Here is a 16,496-nt window from a genome sequence, read left to right on the forward strand (position 1 = left end):
AAGGTCTGGGAGTGAATGGATAGACTTAGTTGGAAGACCAGCGTGCGACGAGGTCTTCGTACTTGACCGTCACACCTTGCGGCTTCTCGTTTTCGAGCTTGGCCTTGGCGCCGCCCTTGCCGAGCCATTCGGCTGCATCTTTCGGCTCGTTGAGACGCGGACCACAGCCACCGTAGGTGTTGTTGGCCTTGTCAGCCCGCTCCATGCGTGACATCACCTGATCCATTTCGGAGGCCAGACGATCCATCGCTTCCTGCGGGGTGAAGGCACCCGAGTTCACATCCCCGATCTGCTGCCACCACAGCTGGGCCAGCTTCGGATAATCCGGAACGTTGACGCCAGTCGGTGTCCACATCACCCGGTCCGGTGAGCGGTAGAACTCGACAAGACCACCAAGATCAGCCGAACGATCGGTGAAGCTCTGGTGACGCACGGTGCTGTCGCGGATGAATGTCAGACCCACGTGGCTCTTCTTCACGTCGACCGTCTTGGAGACGACGAACTGCGCGTAGAGCCAGGCAGCCTTGGCACGGTCTTCCGGAGTGGACTTCAGGATCGTCCAGGAACCGGCATCCTGATAGCCGAGCTTTTGACCTTCTTCCCAATACGGACCCTTCGGAGAAGGAGCCATCCGCCACAGCGGCTTGCCTTCTTCATCCACCGTGTTGTTGCCATCGGCCTTGGAAGCAACCATCGATGCGGTGAAGGCTGTGTACCAGAAGATCTGCTGGGCAACGTTGCCCTGGCTCAGAGCCGGAAGGGACTGGTAGAAGTCATAGTCGGCAGCTCCCGGAGGCGCGTACTGACGCAGCCACTCGTCCCACTTGCGGATCGCATAGACCGCAGCCGGACCGTTGGTTGCACCACCACGGGTAACGGACGCGCCAGCCGGATTACAGGAGCCTTCCTCCATCCGGATGCCCCATTCGTCGATCGGGCGACCGTTCGGCAACCCCTTGGAGCCTGCACCGGCCATCGAAAGCCAGGCATCGGTCATACGCCAGCCCAGATCCGGAGCGCGCTTGCCGTAGTCCATGTGGCCATAAACGCGAACACCGTCGATTTCCTTCACATCATTGGTGAAGAACTCGGCGATATCCTCATAAGCCGACCAGTTGACCGGAACGCCGAGGTCGTAGCCGTACTTGGCCTTGAACTGTTCCTGCAGGTCCGGACGATCGAACCAGTCCTTGCGGAACCAGTAGAGGTTGGCGAACTGCTGGTCAGGCAACTGATAGAGATTGCCGTCGGGGCCTGTGGTGAAGGACCGGCCGATGAAGTCTTCAAGATCCAGCGCCGGGTTGGTGACGTCCTTGCCGGCTCCGCCCATGAAGTCGGACAGGTTCACGGCAAGCTGCAAACGCGAATGCGTGCCGATCAGGTCGGAATCGTTCACATATGCATCATAGAGGTTCCGGTTGGTCTGCATCTGCGTTTGAACCGCCTGCACGACTTCGCCTTCACCCAGAAGCTGGTGGTTTACCTTGATCCCGGTGATTTCTTCAAAGGCCTTGGTCAGGACCTTGGACTCGTATTCATGAGTCGGGATGGTTTCGGACAGGACGTTGATCTCCATGCCCTTGAACGGTTCTGCAGCCTTGATGAACCACTCCAACTCCTGAAGCTGCTCATCCTTGGAAAGGGTCGAAGGCTGGAACTCGCTGTCAATCCACTTCTTGGCTGCATCCATGTCGGCAAAAGCGCCGCCGGACGATGCCAGGAGCGCTGCCGCAGCGACGGCGCCCAAAAACCTGTGCTTCATAATATCCTCCCGATATGCCGCGTTTACGCAAGCAAAACGAATATCAGACGAAACAAAATGAAGGTCAATAGAAAATAAAAACTGAAACCACCAACTCATACTCCACAGCGGTTTGGATTTTGATCGCCATATTGCGGGGTCATAAGGCGAAGGCTCTGGCGCTTCTCCCGGTTTCAAAGGACAGAGAAAAGAGCACGAAAAATGTAATAACTATCAGTAATTTCCGATAGATATATTTTGCCAACTAAAAAACTTACGATAGATCCATGGGTGCAGAACCCAAGTCGCACACACCCAAAATTTCACCCAAAGCGCTCTCAAAATTGGAGCACTCTGAACGCTGGATGTTATCCAAATTGAAAACCGAACCAATGCAGGAAACGAAACACGCCTGCGGGAAATTCTGCGCTATGGATGGAATACGCGCGCACCGGAAGAAGCGAGTATTTCCTGAATCGGGCGCGGCACAGGACGATCGCAAAACACATCGGACACGTCAGCGATATGGCCACCCCGGACATGAGCCGGACGCCCGAATTTTGTGTGGTCAAGAACGAGATAAGACCGGCGACAATTGGCCAAAATGGCTTGTCTAGCCGCAACTTCATCCTCGTGGAAATCCAGCAGTGTCCCGTCCTCATCGACACCCGCGACCCCGAAGACACCGATGTCGACCTTGTATCGACTGAAGAAATCCTGGGTGCCCATGCCCAGAACATCCCTGTCGCCGCTGCGCAGCCGCCCCCCGGCGATCGTCACCTGAAAGCCTTGATTCGCCGTTGCAGTGAAGGCGACATTCAGATTGTTGGTGAACACGGACAGACCGTCGTGACCGATAAGGCCCTGCATGACGATTTCCGGGGTTGTTCCGATCGAAAAGGCCAGAGATTGGCCATTGGAAACCTCTTCCGCCACCAAGGCCGATATCACACGCTTTTCGCTCAGATTGAGGATCTGGCGCGTGCTGTAATGGATATTGCTCGCTGGCGCCGGAGGCTCAACGCCCCCATGGGTCCGACGAAGAATACCGAGCTCGCACAGGCCATTCACATCCCGGCGGATGGTCTGGGTGGTAACCTCAAATCGCTCGGCAAGCTCTTCGACGGATGCAAATCCCGCGCTTTGCACCAGGTCAGCAATTTCGGCTTGCCGCTTTGAAATATCTGCCTGACCCAGCATTGCCCCTCACGAATATGCCTGTCGCCATGTCGAGGCCTTCACCTCATCTAGCTCATATGAACATTCTTGAATGCTCATATGAACATAATATGACGGGAAATGAACCACAAAACCAGCGCAACTTGTATTATCCGTAAGGGCACAGATTGGCGCAAACGACGATTTCCCGACCATCCCGTCCCCTCTCCAAAATCCTGTAGAGAAAAATCGAGAAAACTGCAGACCAGATGACGCTGAGTAAGCTATAATGCCGAGGTTCCGGAAAAAGTATTGACCGACATACCACTGAAACAATCTCGTACTACCCCAACTGCAGGAGACGCTTTTCGCGTTTCTATCCAGCCATCTCAGGGAGCCATCCATTATGAAACTCCGCTCGATCTCGATTGCCTTGGCCGCAACCACCTGTCTTTCTTCCGCTGCTCTCTCCGACAGTCTGACGCGCGTCGCCACAGTACCGCTTGGCGCGGAAATCACCGGCTTGTACCTGCAGGGCGGTGACCTGTTCTTCAACATTCAGCATCCGGCGGATGACCTGCCGACCGCCTTTGCGAAGGCAACGATCGGCGTGGTGTCGAATGCGAATTTCGACGGTGGAGAAAGCCCGGTTCCCGCAGGCGACGACAAGCACATCGTCAAAACCTCGCTCGGCGAATACCAGATCCTCGTTCAGGAAGGTGACTTTGAGAGCGTCGGCGTGATCGCTGGTAAGGGCGGTGTGATCCGCACATCGAACGATCCCGACTTCAACGGCTTCATTCCAACCGGTGAAAACGAAGGATATCTCTTCACAAACTGGGAAGACACTCCCGGCGGCATGTCCCGTGTGAAGCTCACCCGTGCAGACGACGGCAAGTGGTCGACAGACAGCCGGAAATCCTCGATGGTAGACTTCTCCGGCGTTGGCGGAACCTGGATCAATTGCTTTGGCACCGTGAGCCCTTGGGTCACTCCGTTGACCTCGGAAGAACTTTATTTCGACAACACGTCCGATTGGAACAATCCGGAATACAAGGAGATTTCCGACGTTCTGGATCTGGCCAAGTACAAGGGGTCTTATCCAAACCCCTATGACTACGGGTTCATTGTGGAAATCAAGGATCCGGCTGGCCGGGCAGCTCCTGTCAAACACAAGGCCATGGGGCGTTACAGCCATGAAAATACTGTGGTGATGCCAGACCAGAAAACAGCCTATCTGTCCGATGACGGCACGGGTGTTGTCTTCTTCAAATTCGTTGCCGATCGTGCCGGAGACCTGAGCTCGGGCACACTTTACGCTGCCAAGGCAAGCCAGATGGGCGAACCCGGCGCGGATCCGGCAACCACTGGATTCCAGATTTCCTGGATCGAACTGGCTCACGGTTCCAATGACGAAATCGCCAGCTGGGTGTCCGACTATGACGGAATTTCCCAAGACAACTTCAAGGCGGGCGAAACCAGCTATATTTCCGACGAGGAAATTGCAGCATGGGCCCGCGGAGAAGCCGCAGACAATCGCGTTGCGTTCCTTGAAACCCGCAAGGCAGCAGCTGCCAAGGGCGCGACGGCAGAATTCCGCAAGATGGAAGGCGTGAACATCAACCTGAAAGGCGCAGCCAATGGCACGGCACCTTTCATGTACATGGCCATGTCCGAAGTCGCCAAGACAATGGCCGATGACAAGGGTGACATCCAGCTGACCGAGAACAAGTGTGGCGTCGTCTACCGGATGAAGCTCGACAGCAACTACAATGTTCACGCCATGGTGCCTGCCATTGCCGGCGGCCCCTACGACAAGAACGATGCTGCAAACTCCTGCGCCACATCCGGTATTTCCAATCCGGACAACATTCTGGTTCTGGAAAACGGCGATGTCATCATTGGCGAAGACACGGGCAATCACGAAAACAATGCCCTTTGGATCCTGAAGGCGTCTGCCAGCTAAGCCGAACACGAGATTTATACAGCGAAAGGGCGGGATACCGCCCTTTCCATTTTTCAATCAAGATTTGCGGGTTCATTCATGAGACATGTCAGCCTCATCCTTGCCGCGATCCTTTTGACATCAGGAAGCGCGATAACGGTTGCTTCAGATCTTGGATCCATGACAACAAAAGAGATCATGGAGCACCGACCAAGCTCAATTGAATTGGATGCCTTGGGCAGGATCTACAATCCCGAAGCACCGGTCCCCCCCCAATGCTATACGCGGATCGAGGGCAAATTTAATCCCTGCTACGTCTGCCACCAGAACAACACGGACGATGCACGACCGAATTTCATGCAGGACGGCACCCTGCAGCAGGCCTACGAGTTCTCCGAAGCCGGGCTTACCAATCATCATCGAAACCTGTTCATCGACAGGACCAGCGAAGTGGCCGCCCAATCCGATGAGGACATCCTGCGGTACATCGATGAGGACAACTATTCTGCCCTGAAAGACTATCTCCTTGAGAAGAACTGGTCAGGCTATCTCCCTGACCTTGCCAACTATCAAGACGGCGCAGATGCCTTTGACGACAACGGTCACGCGCTTGATGGGTCGGGTTGGGTTGCCTTCAACTACAAACCCCAGCCCTCCACATTCTGGCCAACCAATGGCTCGACCGATGATGCTCTCATTCGTCTGCCGCCTGCGTTCAGGCAAACTGCAGACGGCATCATCTCAAGGGATGTCTACATCGCCAATCTCGCCCTTCTGGAAATGGCTTTTCAGGACCTGACCGAAGTCACCCTTCCCGCTATTGACGAAACTGCGCTTGGCCTCGATATCGACGGCGATGGAACCTTGTCCAGCGCGTCCAAAATGAAACGCCGAAGTAGCTATCTCGGCGCAGCATACGAGATGCCGGTTTCCCGAATGATCTATCCGGAAGGTACCGAATTCCTCCACTCCGTTCGCTATATCGGCATTGAGGGTGAGACCATCGAAGTCGCCCGGCGGATGAAAGAACTGCGCTATATGGTCAAGTCCCGCAAGCTGACACTTGCCGAACTGCGCTCCAGATATCGAAATGAACGGCAGGAGAAGATCGACGAGAACCTGCCGCGCTATGTCGACCTTGGAGACCGGGGTATGGACACCGGTTTTGGCTGGACCCTGCTGGGCTTCATCGAGGCGGCGGACGGATCGCTGCGGCCTCAAACAAACGAGGAACAGTTCTTCTGCCGCGGCTGCCACGCAACAACCGGCGCGAACATCGACCAGACCTGGGCGTTCCCGCGAAAGCTGACCGGGGTCGATGGTTGGGGATACCTGGACTACAGGGCCCAGAAGGACGCACCGTCGAAGGGACAAACGGACGGAGAAATTGTCACCTACATGAAGCGCGCTGGAGGCGGTGATGAATTCCGCTCGAACACGGAAATGCTGGCACGCTGGTTCAACGAAGACGGCAGCGTGAACGAGGACGCGGTTCGCGGGAAGAGCGTTTATGAACTGATCACTCCGAGCCGGCAGCGCGCACTGAAATTGAACAAGGCTTATCGGGTAATCGTGAAGGAGCAAACCTTCATTTATGGCCGCGATGCCACGATTTCACCGCCCAAGAACGTCCATGCCGAGATTGATGGGGCAACAGCTCCGACCTTGCCGAGAGAGCTGCGTTTCAAACACGACATCCGGCTGGACTGGACAAGCGCGCAATAACCATTTGGCGCCTGGAAATCAAAGAGCCCGGCAGGAGGTCTCCTGTCGGGCTCTTCATTGCATATGAGAAGATCACCGGTAGAGGAAAGACTTGCCGCTTTCATCGAACAAGTGAAGCTTCTCAGCTGGAGCAGTCAGCTTCAGTTCCGTACCCTTGGCGACTTTGTGGATGCCCGGAAGCTTTGCGATGAACGCATCCGCCCCCTCCCGCGGGTCGAAGTAGAGAACTGTGGTTTCGCCAAGCGCCTCGACGATTGCCAGCTTTGCCGCCACTAGGAAGTCATCGGTCTCTGTGATGGACAGATCTTCCGGTCGAACCCCGAGCTTCACCTTCTTGCCCATATCGCTCTCAAGAGAAGCAATGGGAACCGTTGCATGACCGCCGTCATCCATCCGCAGCGACGTTTCGGCACCCGTGGCCGTCACAGTCGCATCGACCATGTTCATGGCCGGTGACCCGATGAACTGGGCAACAAATGTATTTGCGGGACGCTCGTAGAGCTCCAGAGGCGCTCCGACTTGTTCGATATTGCCTCCATGAAGCACGACAATCCGGCTGGCCAGTGTCATGGCTTCCACCTGATCATGCGTCACGTAGATCATGGTGCTTTGCGGCATGCTTTCCTTCAGCTGCGCAATTTCGATACGTGTGGCAACACGCAGCGCTGCATCAAGGTTCGACAAAGGCTCGTCAAACAGGAAAACCTTCGGGTCCCGAACGATCGAACGACCGATCGCGACGCGCTGGCGTTGCCCCCCGGACAAGGCCTTTGGCAGGCGATCCAGCAGATGATCCAGCTGCAGGGTCTTGGCTGCAGACTTCACGGCACTATCGATCTCGTTACTGGTCTTGCCGGCGAGGCGAAGGGCAAACGCCATGTTGTCATAGACAGTCATATGCGGGTACAGCGCATAGGACTGAAACACCATGGCAATGCCACGCTGTGCTGGCGGAACGTCATTGACCTGAACACCATCAATATCCAGCGTTCCGCCGGTGATGGACTCAAGGCCTGCAATCATCCGCAACAAGGTGGATTTGCCACAGCCCGACGGGCCAACGAAGACAATCAGTTCGCCTTCCTGGATTTCAAGATTAATATCGCGAAGAACTTCTACGGCGCCGTAGGACTTGCTGACGTCTTTCAAGGACAAAGAGGTCATACCGGCTGCTCCCTTAAAAAAAGCGTGTTCATGTTACTTCACTGATCCGGCCAGAAGACCGCGCACCAGGTAGCGTTGAAGGGCAAAGAAGACCACCAGCGGCAAGGCAATGGACACAAAGGCCGCCGTTGCAAGAATCTCCCAGTTTCCGCCGCGTGTACCCAGAAGTTCGACAATCTGGTTCGTCATGACGGTGGTCGATCCGGTCGCGTCGATCAGGAAGACCTTGGCAACAAGCAGGTCGTTCCATGTCCACAGGAACTGGAAGATCGCGAAGGACGCCAGAGCCGGGAAACTCAGTGGCAGGATGATCTTGGTGAAGATCTGGAAGTCCGTGGCTCCATCGACCTTTGCATTTTCGATGATGTCGCGCGGCAGGCCAACCATGTAGTTTCGCAGGAGATAAACGGCGAGCGGCATGCCGAAGGCCGTATGCGCCAGCCAGACCCCGAGATATCCCTTGCCGATCCCGATCCCCAGATGCAGCCGCAGCAGCGGAATGAGGGCCAGCTGAAGCGGAACCACCAGAAGCGCCACCACAAAGGCAATGAGCAGCGGGCGGCCGGGAAACTCCATCCAGGCCAGCGCATAGGCGGCGAAGGCTGCAATCACGATCGGAATGATGGTTGCCGGAACCGTGACCGTGAGCGTGTTGAAAAACGCGCGGGCCATGTTGTCCTGCCCACTGCCGGAGAACAGGATGGTTTCATAATTGCCCATCGTGAAGTCGGGTGGGACTTCAGCCGTGACAAAGATACGCTGTCCGCGTCCCTTCAGCTTGTTTGCCGGACCTCGCCACTCGTAGGACCCATCCGGCTGAAGCAACAAGCTTTCACCGCCGCCCATGTCGGCTGCGTCGCCCGGCGTGTAGGCCGAAACATCCTTGGACGAAACACCCCAGGCACTGATCGGGCGCGGCGCGCCATCAAAGATGCTGCCCTTGACGACAAACACGTCCCCATCTGCGACCTTGTGATCATCGGGATCAAGCGTTCTGAAGACTTCATTCTGCTCGGCGGTGAAGAGCGATGCCCACCACCCGGAAGAGGAAATCTGGTCCGCGGTCCGGAATGACGACACGAAGAGGCCGACAGTCGGAAAGAGCCACATGACCACGAGGATCACGACGGAGAGATGAACGGCCCAGGTCAGGCCGGACTTGTGTCCTGCAATCCGATCCATCAGCGCATCTCCTTGCGGGCATTGTAGACGTTCCAGACAAGAATGGGCGTGACCATGATCATGATGATGATTGCGCTGGCAGAGCCAACGCCCCAGTCATTTGCCCGGAAGAGCTTGTCGTACATGTAGTTGGCGAGAACCTGCGTTTCCCACTGGCCGTTGGTCATCGCAAAAACGATGTCGAAGACCTTCAGAACTGTCAGGGTAATCGTTGTCCAGACCACGACGATGGTCCCCATGATCTGAGGAACCTTGATCTTGAAGAAGATCTGGAACGGGTTCGCTCCGTCAATGATTGCCGCTTCCACGGTTTCCTCGGGAATGCCCCTGAGTGCCGCAGACAAGATGACCATCGCAAATCCGGTCTGGATCCAGATCAGCACCACCATAAGGAAGAAGTTGTTCCAGAACGGCAGGGTCAGCCAGGTTTGCGGTTCGCCGTAGGGAAGCGCGCTTCCCCATACGCCAATCAGGCCACTGATCGATGTCCAGACAAGCCACAGACCACCAACAATGACGACAAGGCGCAAAGCCATGGTGGCCGGAGACTTGTCGCGTCGCTGAGCCGTAATGGCCTGAACACTACCCCAAACCACATAGGCGACGGCTGCCGCGAAGGCGACGAGCAACAGTGTCGGCAACACCTTCAGGAAGAAGAGAGAGCCTGCTCCACCGTCAAAGTGCAGCCATATAGCATTCAAGACGCCGATCTGGCTCTGCTCTACCGGACGCGTGTCGTAGATCAGCTTGAAGATGACCGAGGCACCAACAAAGGAGATGGCCATCGGCATGAAGATCAGCGACTTGGCAAAGTTGCCCCAGCGAATGCGGTCCGTCAGCTGCGCTACCAGCAGACCGAAAGCCGTGGATGCGGCAGGAACGATCACCAGCCAAAGCAGGTTGTTGCGCACCGCTTCCCAAAACTTGTCCTCGCTCAGCATCTGGCGGTAATTGGCCAGCCCGACAAAGGCCCCATCTTGCGAGCGGTCGGTAAGCGAAAGCCGCAAGGTCTCGAAGACCGGGTAGGCCAGATAGAGCGTCAGGGCGAACAGCGCAGGAAACAGAAACAGCCAGGGGCGAACCATGTTCGCGCGGTTTATGTTTTTGCCGGCATCCTTCCCCTTTGCAGGGAAAATCACCGTGTCGAGTATGACGTTCGAAAAATAGAAGTATGCAAGGCAGGCTCCAACGCCGATGACGATGGTGAATAGCCCCATAAGTGCCGGATTGTCCGCGAACACGGCCTGTCCTCCCGTATGATTATGGCCAAGCGGCATCAGCCGCGGGCTCCCGCAGAAATTCAGGAATTGGGATTCAAGGAAAAAGTTTGTCTGGAAGCAGGAAGAGACCGGCCCTTTCAGACAAGGACCGGTCCCAAACTTCTTACTTCAGAGCGTCCCAGCTCTTCTGGATTTCAGCTGCAACAGCTGCTGCATCCTTACCGCCGGTATAGTCGACCATGCCGGTCCAGAACGTGCCGGCACCAACACCGCCCGGCATCAGGTCGGACCCGTCGAAGCGGAACGTCGTGGCGTTGACCAGGATTTCGCCCTGACCGCGAAGCGTGTCGTTCATGTAAGCGTCCAGGTTAACGCTCTTGTGCGGCGTCAGGAACCCGGTCTGGGCCATCATGACTTCATGCGCGATCGGCAGAGTGAAGAATTCCATCAGCTCATTGGTCGCGTCAGATGCTTTGGTAATCGCCATCAGCGTACCGCCGCCAAGGACAGGGTTGCCCAGATCCTTGCCCGCGTAAGACGGGAAGTAGAAGAAGTCCACATCAGCGCCGAACTCGACACCTTCCGGGAAGAATGCCGGAACGAAGGAAGCCTGACGGTGCATGTAGCACTGAGGCGGGGACGAGAAGAGACCCTTCGGGCTGTCACGGAAGTCAGTCGAGGCAACTGCGCTTGCACCGCCTGCAACCTTGGCATCGTCACGGGCAAACCAGCCGAACTCTTCGATCGCGGCAACAACGCGCGGATCGTCGAACTTCATCTCGTTGGTAACCCACTGGTCGTAGACATCAGCAGGCTGCGTGCGCAGCATCAGGTCTTCAACCCAGTCCGTTGCCGGCCAACCGGTTGCAGCACCCGACCCCAGACCGATACACCAGGGGGTACCCCCGTCGGCGACGATCTTTTCCGTCAGCGCCTTCAGGTCTTCCATGGAAGTCGGGACTTCATACCCTGCGTCCTCGAAGTTTTCCGGCGAGTACCAGACGAGGCTCTTGACGTTCACATTGTAGAAGAAGCCGTAAAGCTGATCCTGACCGGCCTTGTCGGCATAGGTTCCCAGATCAACCCAGCTCTGGCCGGCACCGTAATTTTCAGCAACCCACGGCCCCAGATCGGACGGCAGCGGAGTCAGGAGACCACGTGCGGCCATGTCTGCTGCAAGGCCCGGCTGCGGGAATACCGCAATATTCGGGGCAGCACCTGCCTCGGCATCAATCACGATCTGCTGTTCGAAGGAATCGGAGCCGGTGTAAATGACTTCAGCGCCGGTAGCTTCGGTAAAGTAGGCAAGCGCACTCCGGAAGAAACCGTCTTCCGGCTGCAGCCATGGACCTGCAATTGTTACGGCCTGCCCCTTGAGGTCGGGAGCCTTGGCTGCCCACTCCTGATAGCTGTCCCAGCTGAAGTTGCCCTCACCAGGCTTGAACTTCAGTTCAGCCGCTGAAACGGAGACCATTCCGCCCATCACAACCGCAAGCGCAAGGCCTGCAACACCACTCAATTGAAGGTTCTTCATGTCAATCCTCCCAGATTGTACGGAGACTGTTGCACACCCCGGCACAAGGCTTCAAGTCAAAGCCCTCGCAAGGATGAGCACCTCCCGTCGATGCATTATTCAAACCGCTTTGGATCGTTACGTCAAGTGGAAGTTATGCAGCAGCCTTGTCAAACTGAACTATATAGCTTTATTCTGCGCTGGCGCGGTTCCTCACCCCGCAAACGGAGCTTTCAAAGCGTTTTGAAGATGCAGGGAGAACGGGGTGAATCTGAAGCAGCTTTCAAAGCGACTTAACCTTTCCCAGACCACCGTCAGCAGAGCCCTGAACGGTTATCCGGAAGTGAGCGCCAAAACACGGCAACGCGTCATCGAGATGGCCCGGGAACTGGGGTATGCCCCCAATCAGCAAGCCCGCCGACTGGCCACCGGAAAGACAATGGCCATTGGGCATGTGCTGCCGCGTTCACCGAACGAAATGCTCAATCCGATCTTCATGGAGTTTATCGCAGGCGCCGGTCTTGTCTACGCAAAATACGGCTATGACATGATGATCAGCGTTGTCCCCAACGACAACGAGGAAGCCATCTATCAGGAGATCGCAGCGCGAAAAAAAGTGGACGGCATCATTGTCCACGCTCCGCGCAAGGACGAGCAGCGGCACAAGCTCCTGAAGAAACTTGGCATCCCCTTCCTCATGCACGGCCGCATTACCGGCGCCGAGGATGAAACCTCGTGGGTAGACATCAACAATCGGCAGGCCTTTGAACGCGCGACCCGTTTTCTTCTGGATCTTGGCCATCGGCGGATCGGGTTCCTGAACGGCAACGAGGAAATGGACTTTGCGATCCGCCGCCGCGAAGGATACGTCAACGCCCTTCAAAACGCGGGCTGCCCCGTCGATCCCGACCTGATGCACAGCAGCGAAATGACGGAACCGCTGGGAACCCAGTTCGCGATAAATCTCTTGCGCAGCTCAAACCCGCCAACCGCGTTTCTGACGTCCTCGATCACTCTGGCGATCGGCGCCGAGTCTGCAGCAACATCCCATGGGCTGGAAGTTGGCAAGGACATCTCGATCGTCACGCATGACGACGTCATATCCTTCCTGCCGAACAGCGGGGAGTATCCTCACTTTACCTGTATTCGCTCGTCAGTCGGCGAGGCTGGACAACGCGCAGCACAATTGCTCATCAAGGACCTGATTGATCAGGGTGACCCGGATCACCGGGTCACGCATCTGATGGAAGCGGATCTGATTCTGGGCCGCTCGACAGGCCCGGCCCCTCAGGGTTGAACCATCCCACACCTGACGCCCTCAGCATGGAACCTCGCCCAAGGTCTTACCGACCGTCAAACGCTGAGGAGTTTTGCCTGCCGGAACCGCTCAACAAGCACTTTGCGCGCTGAATGGCGATATCCCGCAGCCAGCTTTGCCGCCCGCTGGGCATCACCGGAGTAAACCGCAGCCAGAACCGTCTCCATTTCAGACACGGAGCAATCAGGCTCCCTGGCGAACGTCAGCAACGTCATTCTCCCGCGATGAAGTTGATCGATAAGGGTTTGCGCAACGTGCTCCAACCTGCCGTTGCCCCGCATCTGAAAAAGCTTCATGCGCAGTCGGTTATCCGCCTCAAGCCAGCTTTCGAAGTCCCTCGCCAACTCCGCATCGGAGATCGGCGCCAGAAACGAATTCAGCTCCTCGATTTCGGCAAGCGTAATCCCCCTGGAAGCAAGCTGAAAACAGACTTCAGCCTCCAGACTTGCGAGTATCTCGTGCAGTTCCTCGATGTCATCGACCCCAAGGCTCTTTACCCGAGCCCCACGTCGCGGCACCAGATCCACCAGCCCTTCGGACTGAAGCCGGATCAAGGCCTCCCGAACCGGTGTCCTGCTCATTCCAAGCATGTCTGCGATTTCCGGCTCAGGCGCTTGAAAATCGGGGGACAGTTTACTCGTGAGAATATCTGTCTTTAGCCGATCATAAGCATCGACTACACGTTTTAGTTTTTGTTTTTGAGGCATTTCAATGCCGTTTCTTTCCCGGTTGTGCCTTTCGGCACATTTTCCCCTCGCTTGCCTGACGTCGTTTCTACCCCCGACTTACAGGCACAGCCAACTCCGATACCACCAACGCATTACAAAAAGCGGCGAAAACTTATTTGTGATTTAAATGACTTGGCAGACAACCCGGTGAAGGTCCACAAGAGCGGCTCCGCTCCTCATCTTCTTCACACAGCCCGCTGAAACACTCGTTTCCAGCGGACAAGATTGGCCAGATCCACCATGACTATGGCATAACCAAAAATAGCAAAATAGACCCCTGGGTTGGGGTTTTACTACATATGGTTTAGATAACCTGACCCGGCTGTTCAGCCCCCAAGAATGATCCTGCCAGACCTTCCATTTCGCCCAAGCCTCGTGAAACACAAGCGAATTTTCAGTGTCATAGCTGTAATTACTTATTCAAATGATACAAACCACAAATCGGAGCGGCGGAAAAGAAACCGGCAGGCCCCCTTACTGTATTTCAAAATTAATACGTGTGTTGGTTCAAGCAATTTTCAAACACCGAAAAATGAATAGTTAACCAAGTTAACACATTCATAATCAACTAACATTTCACTAAAGTATGCATTGTTAATATACAAAACTATTTCTATACATTGCGTTTTATATCTAGTTCGATTTATCGGCCTGACTCCGATAATTTCACCGCTCCTGCGAGCCTTTCGAAGCCGGGTTATCAACAACAGGTACAAAGCACCTTGAGAAGCAGAGGGCCGTCACACCTCGCCGATCAAGTGGCCTCCTACAGCAAAACAAAAGGCCCCGGGATTGCTATCTCCCGAGGCCTCTAGCTCATAATGTGACTAGACCAGACTGATTTGACGCCTTTTGATGAGGGCGCACTAGTGCGCGACGGGTGTCACCATTGCTGAAATCGTGTCCTGAATGGTCAACACGCCGACAGGCGTTCCAGATCTATTGATGACACTCGCCTCGTTCACACCTTCCGCAGCGAAAATCTTCGCGGCTTCTTCCAGCATGACATTGGCCGGAATTTGCGTGCCGGTATTCAGCGTCTTGGTCTGATCCATGACCGTCTCGACGCGGATCACCCGTCCCCTGTTCACCTCTTTTACAAAGTCGGCGATATAGGAATCCTCAGGTTTCAGCACGATCTGCTGGCCGGTCCCTTGCTGGATTACGGCACCATCCCTCAAGATCGCAATCCGGTCACCGAGACGAAGTGCCTCATCAAGATCATGCGTAATGAAGACAATGGTCTTGTGGAGCTCTTCCTGCAAATCCAGAAGAACGGTCTGCATATCCATGCGGATAAGAGGATCCAGCGCTGAAAACGCTTCATCCATGAGCAGAATATCAGCGTCGTTCGTAAGCGCGCGAGCGAGCCCCACACGCTGCTGCATGCCACCGGAAAGCTGATTGGGATAGTGATCCTCAAAGCCCTCCAGACCAACACGCGCAATCCAGCGCGCGGCCCTCTCTTCGGCCTCCTTCATCGGAACGCCCTGAATCTCAAGCCCGTAGACGGTATTCTTCATCACGGTGCGATGCGGCAGCAAAGCAAATTTCTGGAACACCATCGCTGTCTTGTGCCGCCGGAATTCGCGAAGCTCGGTTTGGGACATCTTGCAGACATCCTCATTGCCGTAGAGCACTTCGCCATCCGTCGGGTCAATCAAGCGGTTGATGTGCCGGATCAAGGTGGACTTTCCCGAGCCGGACAATCCCATCACAACCTGGATTTTCCCGCCCGGCATGGAGATATTGATGTTGTTCAGGCCGAGCACGTGGTTGTGCTTTTCGTTCAGCTCGGACTTGGACATTCCATCCTTGACGCGCTGGACCATCTCTTTGCCATTCGGACCAAAGATCTTGTAGAGCTCCTTGATCTCGATACCTGTTGCCTCAGCCATGGACCACCTCCGAGTGTTTTTGCAGGCGCTTGCCGTAGGCTTGGGTTGCGCGGTCGAAGATGATCGCGATCGCTACAATGGCCAGACCGTTCATCACACCCATGGTGAAATACTGGTTGGCAATCGCGTTGACGACCGGCTGACCAAGTCCCTTAACACCGATCAGCGCTGCCACAACGACCATCGCAAGTGCCATCATGATTGTCTGGTTGATGCCGGCCATGATGGTGGGAAGCGCGAGCGGAAGCTGCACATTGACCAGCTTTTGCCAGCTGCTCGATCCAAAGGCATCTGCAGCTTCCAGCACATCTGGATCAACAAGGCGGATCCCCAGATTGGTCAGACGGATCATCGGAGGAATGGCATAGACCACAATGGCGATCAGGCCGGGCACCTTGCCGAGGCCGAAAATCATCACCACCGGAATGAGATAAACAAAGCTTGGCATCGTCTGCATCAGATCAAGGATCGGATTGACGAACCCTTGCACACGATCAGAGCGCGCCATGAATATCCCGATTGGAATTCCAAGCACGATTGCCAGGAGGGTACACACGGTCACCATCGCGATGGTGCGCATAGTGTCTTCCCACATCCCGAAGGTTCCGATCAGGCAAAGCGCAATAACAGATCCGATGGTGATCTTGATGTTTCGACTGAGAAGGAAAACGATCCCCACGAGGACCGCCAGCACGATAAACCACGGAGAGTCGATCAAGAGTCCTTCCAGAAAGATCAGGAAATCCTTCACCGGCTCCAGCATCAGCTCAAGCGTTTCGCCATATGTTCGTGTGAAGTCCTTGAACCCGCTGTCGACTGTCAGCCGGATGTCTCTCAAAGTGTCGCGACTAAGCGACGGAAATTCGGATAGATCCATCTTGTCACCTCGATGGTTTTCATGCGC

The 16,496-nt window shown here is 55.6% G+C and carries 12 protein-coding genes; 3 read left to right on the plus strand and 9 right to left on the minus strand.

Annotated elements, in window-relative coordinates:
• Positions 1-25 precede the first annotated feature (25 nt).
• Both F0155_RS00645 and F0155_RS00650 read right to left on the minus strand, forming a co-directional pair.
• Positions 26-1,762 carry an ABC transporter substrate-binding protein gene (locus tag F0155_RS00645; protein ID WP_150522541.1) on the minus strand — a complete coding sequence of 579 codons (1,737 nt, stop codon included), beginning with the start codon at positions 1,760-1,762 and terminating at the stop codon, positions 26-28.
• A gap of 408 nt (positions 1,763-2,170) precedes the next feature.
• A complete protein-coding gene (locus F0155_RS00650; RefSeq protein ID WP_150522542.1) occupies positions 2,171-2,941 on the minus strand; it encodes a DeoR/GlpR family DNA-binding transcription regulator in 771 nt (256 codons plus the stop codon).
• 364 nt (positions 2,942-3,305) lie between these two features.
• Between F0155_RS00650 and F0155_RS00655 the strand changes: the two genes are divergently transcribed.
• The gene (locus F0155_RS00655) at positions 3,306-4,865 is read left to right on the plus strand and encodes an alkaline phosphatase PhoX (RefSeq protein WP_150522543.1); all 1,560 of its coding nucleotides are present in this window, start codon (positions 3,306-3,308) and stop codon (positions 4,863-4,865) included.
• Positions 4,866-4,943: 78 nt separating this feature from the next.
• Positions 4,944-6,569 carry a hypothetical protein gene (locus F0155_RS00660; RefSeq protein WP_150522544.1) on the plus strand — a complete coding sequence of 542 codons (1,626 nt, stop codon included), beginning with the start codon at positions 4,944-4,946 and terminating at the stop codon, positions 6,567-6,569.
• 72 nt (positions 6,570-6,641) lie between these two features.
• Here the strand turns inward: F0155_RS00660 and F0155_RS00665 are convergent, their stop codons facing one another.
• The 4 genes from F0155_RS00665 to F0155_RS00680 all read right to left on the minus strand — a co-directional run bounded on the left by F0155_RS00665 (position 6,642) and on the right by F0155_RS00680 (position 11,669).
• Positions 6,642-7,733, minus strand: coding sequence for an ABC transporter ATP-binding protein (locus tag F0155_RS00665; protein ID WP_150522545.1), 1,092 nt, complete (start codon positions 7,731-7,733; stop codon positions 6,642-6,644).
• A 33-nt stretch (positions 7,734-7,766) separates the two neighbouring features.
• The gene (locus tag F0155_RS00670; RefSeq protein ID WP_150522546.1) at positions 7,767-8,915 is read right to left on the minus strand and encodes a carbohydrate ABC transporter permease; all 1,149 of its coding nucleotides are present in this window, start codon (positions 8,913-8,915) and stop codon (positions 7,767-7,769) included.
• The gene (locus F0155_RS00675) at positions 8,915-10,192 is read right to left on the minus strand and encodes a carbohydrate ABC transporter permease (RefSeq protein WP_150522547.1); all 1,278 of its coding nucleotides are present in this window, start codon (positions 10,190-10,192) and stop codon (positions 8,915-8,917) included. Before F0155_RS00675 ends, F0155_RS00670 begins: the two co-directional genes overlap by 1 nt.
• A gap of 106 nt (positions 10,193-10,298) precedes the next feature.
• On the minus strand, positions 10,299-11,669 hold the full coding sequence (locus F0155_RS00680) for an ABC transporter substrate-binding protein (RefSeq protein ID WP_150522548.1): 1,371 nt from the start codon (positions 11,667-11,669) through the stop codon (positions 10,299-10,301).
• A 244-nt stretch (positions 11,670-11,913) separates the two neighbouring features.
• Here F0155_RS00680 and F0155_RS00685 point away from each other — a divergent pair, with 244 nt between their 5' ends.
• Complete coding sequence (locus F0155_RS00685) at positions 11,914-12,945, plus strand: LacI family DNA-binding transcriptional regulator (RefSeq protein ID WP_150522549.1); 1,032 nt, start codon at positions 11,914-11,916, stop codon at positions 12,943-12,945.
• A 56-nt stretch (positions 12,946-13,001) separates the two neighbouring features.
• Here the strand turns inward: F0155_RS00685 and F0155_RS00690 are convergent, their stop codons facing one another.
• From F0155_RS00690 to F0155_RS00700, 3 genes are all read right to left on the minus strand, one after another.
• Positions 13,002-13,673 (minus strand): GntR family transcriptional regulator, encoded by a 672-nt coding sequence (locus F0155_RS00690; protein WP_150522550.1) that lies wholly within the window; start codon positions 13,671-13,673, stop codon positions 13,002-13,004.
• A gap of 887 nt (positions 13,674-14,560) precedes the next feature.
• On the minus strand, positions 14,561-15,592 hold the full coding sequence (locus tag F0155_RS00695; RefSeq protein ID WP_150522551.1) for a quaternary amine ABC transporter ATP-binding protein: 1,032 nt from the start codon (positions 15,590-15,592) through the stop codon (positions 14,561-14,563).
• Entirely contained in the window at positions 15,585-16,469 is an 885-nt protein-coding gene (locus F0155_RS00700) for an ABC transporter permease (RefSeq protein ID WP_150522552.1), read from the minus strand. Before F0155_RS00700 ends, F0155_RS00695 begins: the two co-directional genes overlap by 8 nt.
• Between the last annotated feature and the right edge of the window lie 27 nt (positions 16,470-16,496).

The organism is Roseibium sediminis (assembly GCF_008711325.1).
Lineage (GTDB): Bacteria > Pseudomonadota > Alphaproteobacteria > Rhizobiales > Stappiaceae > Roseibium > Roseibium sediminis.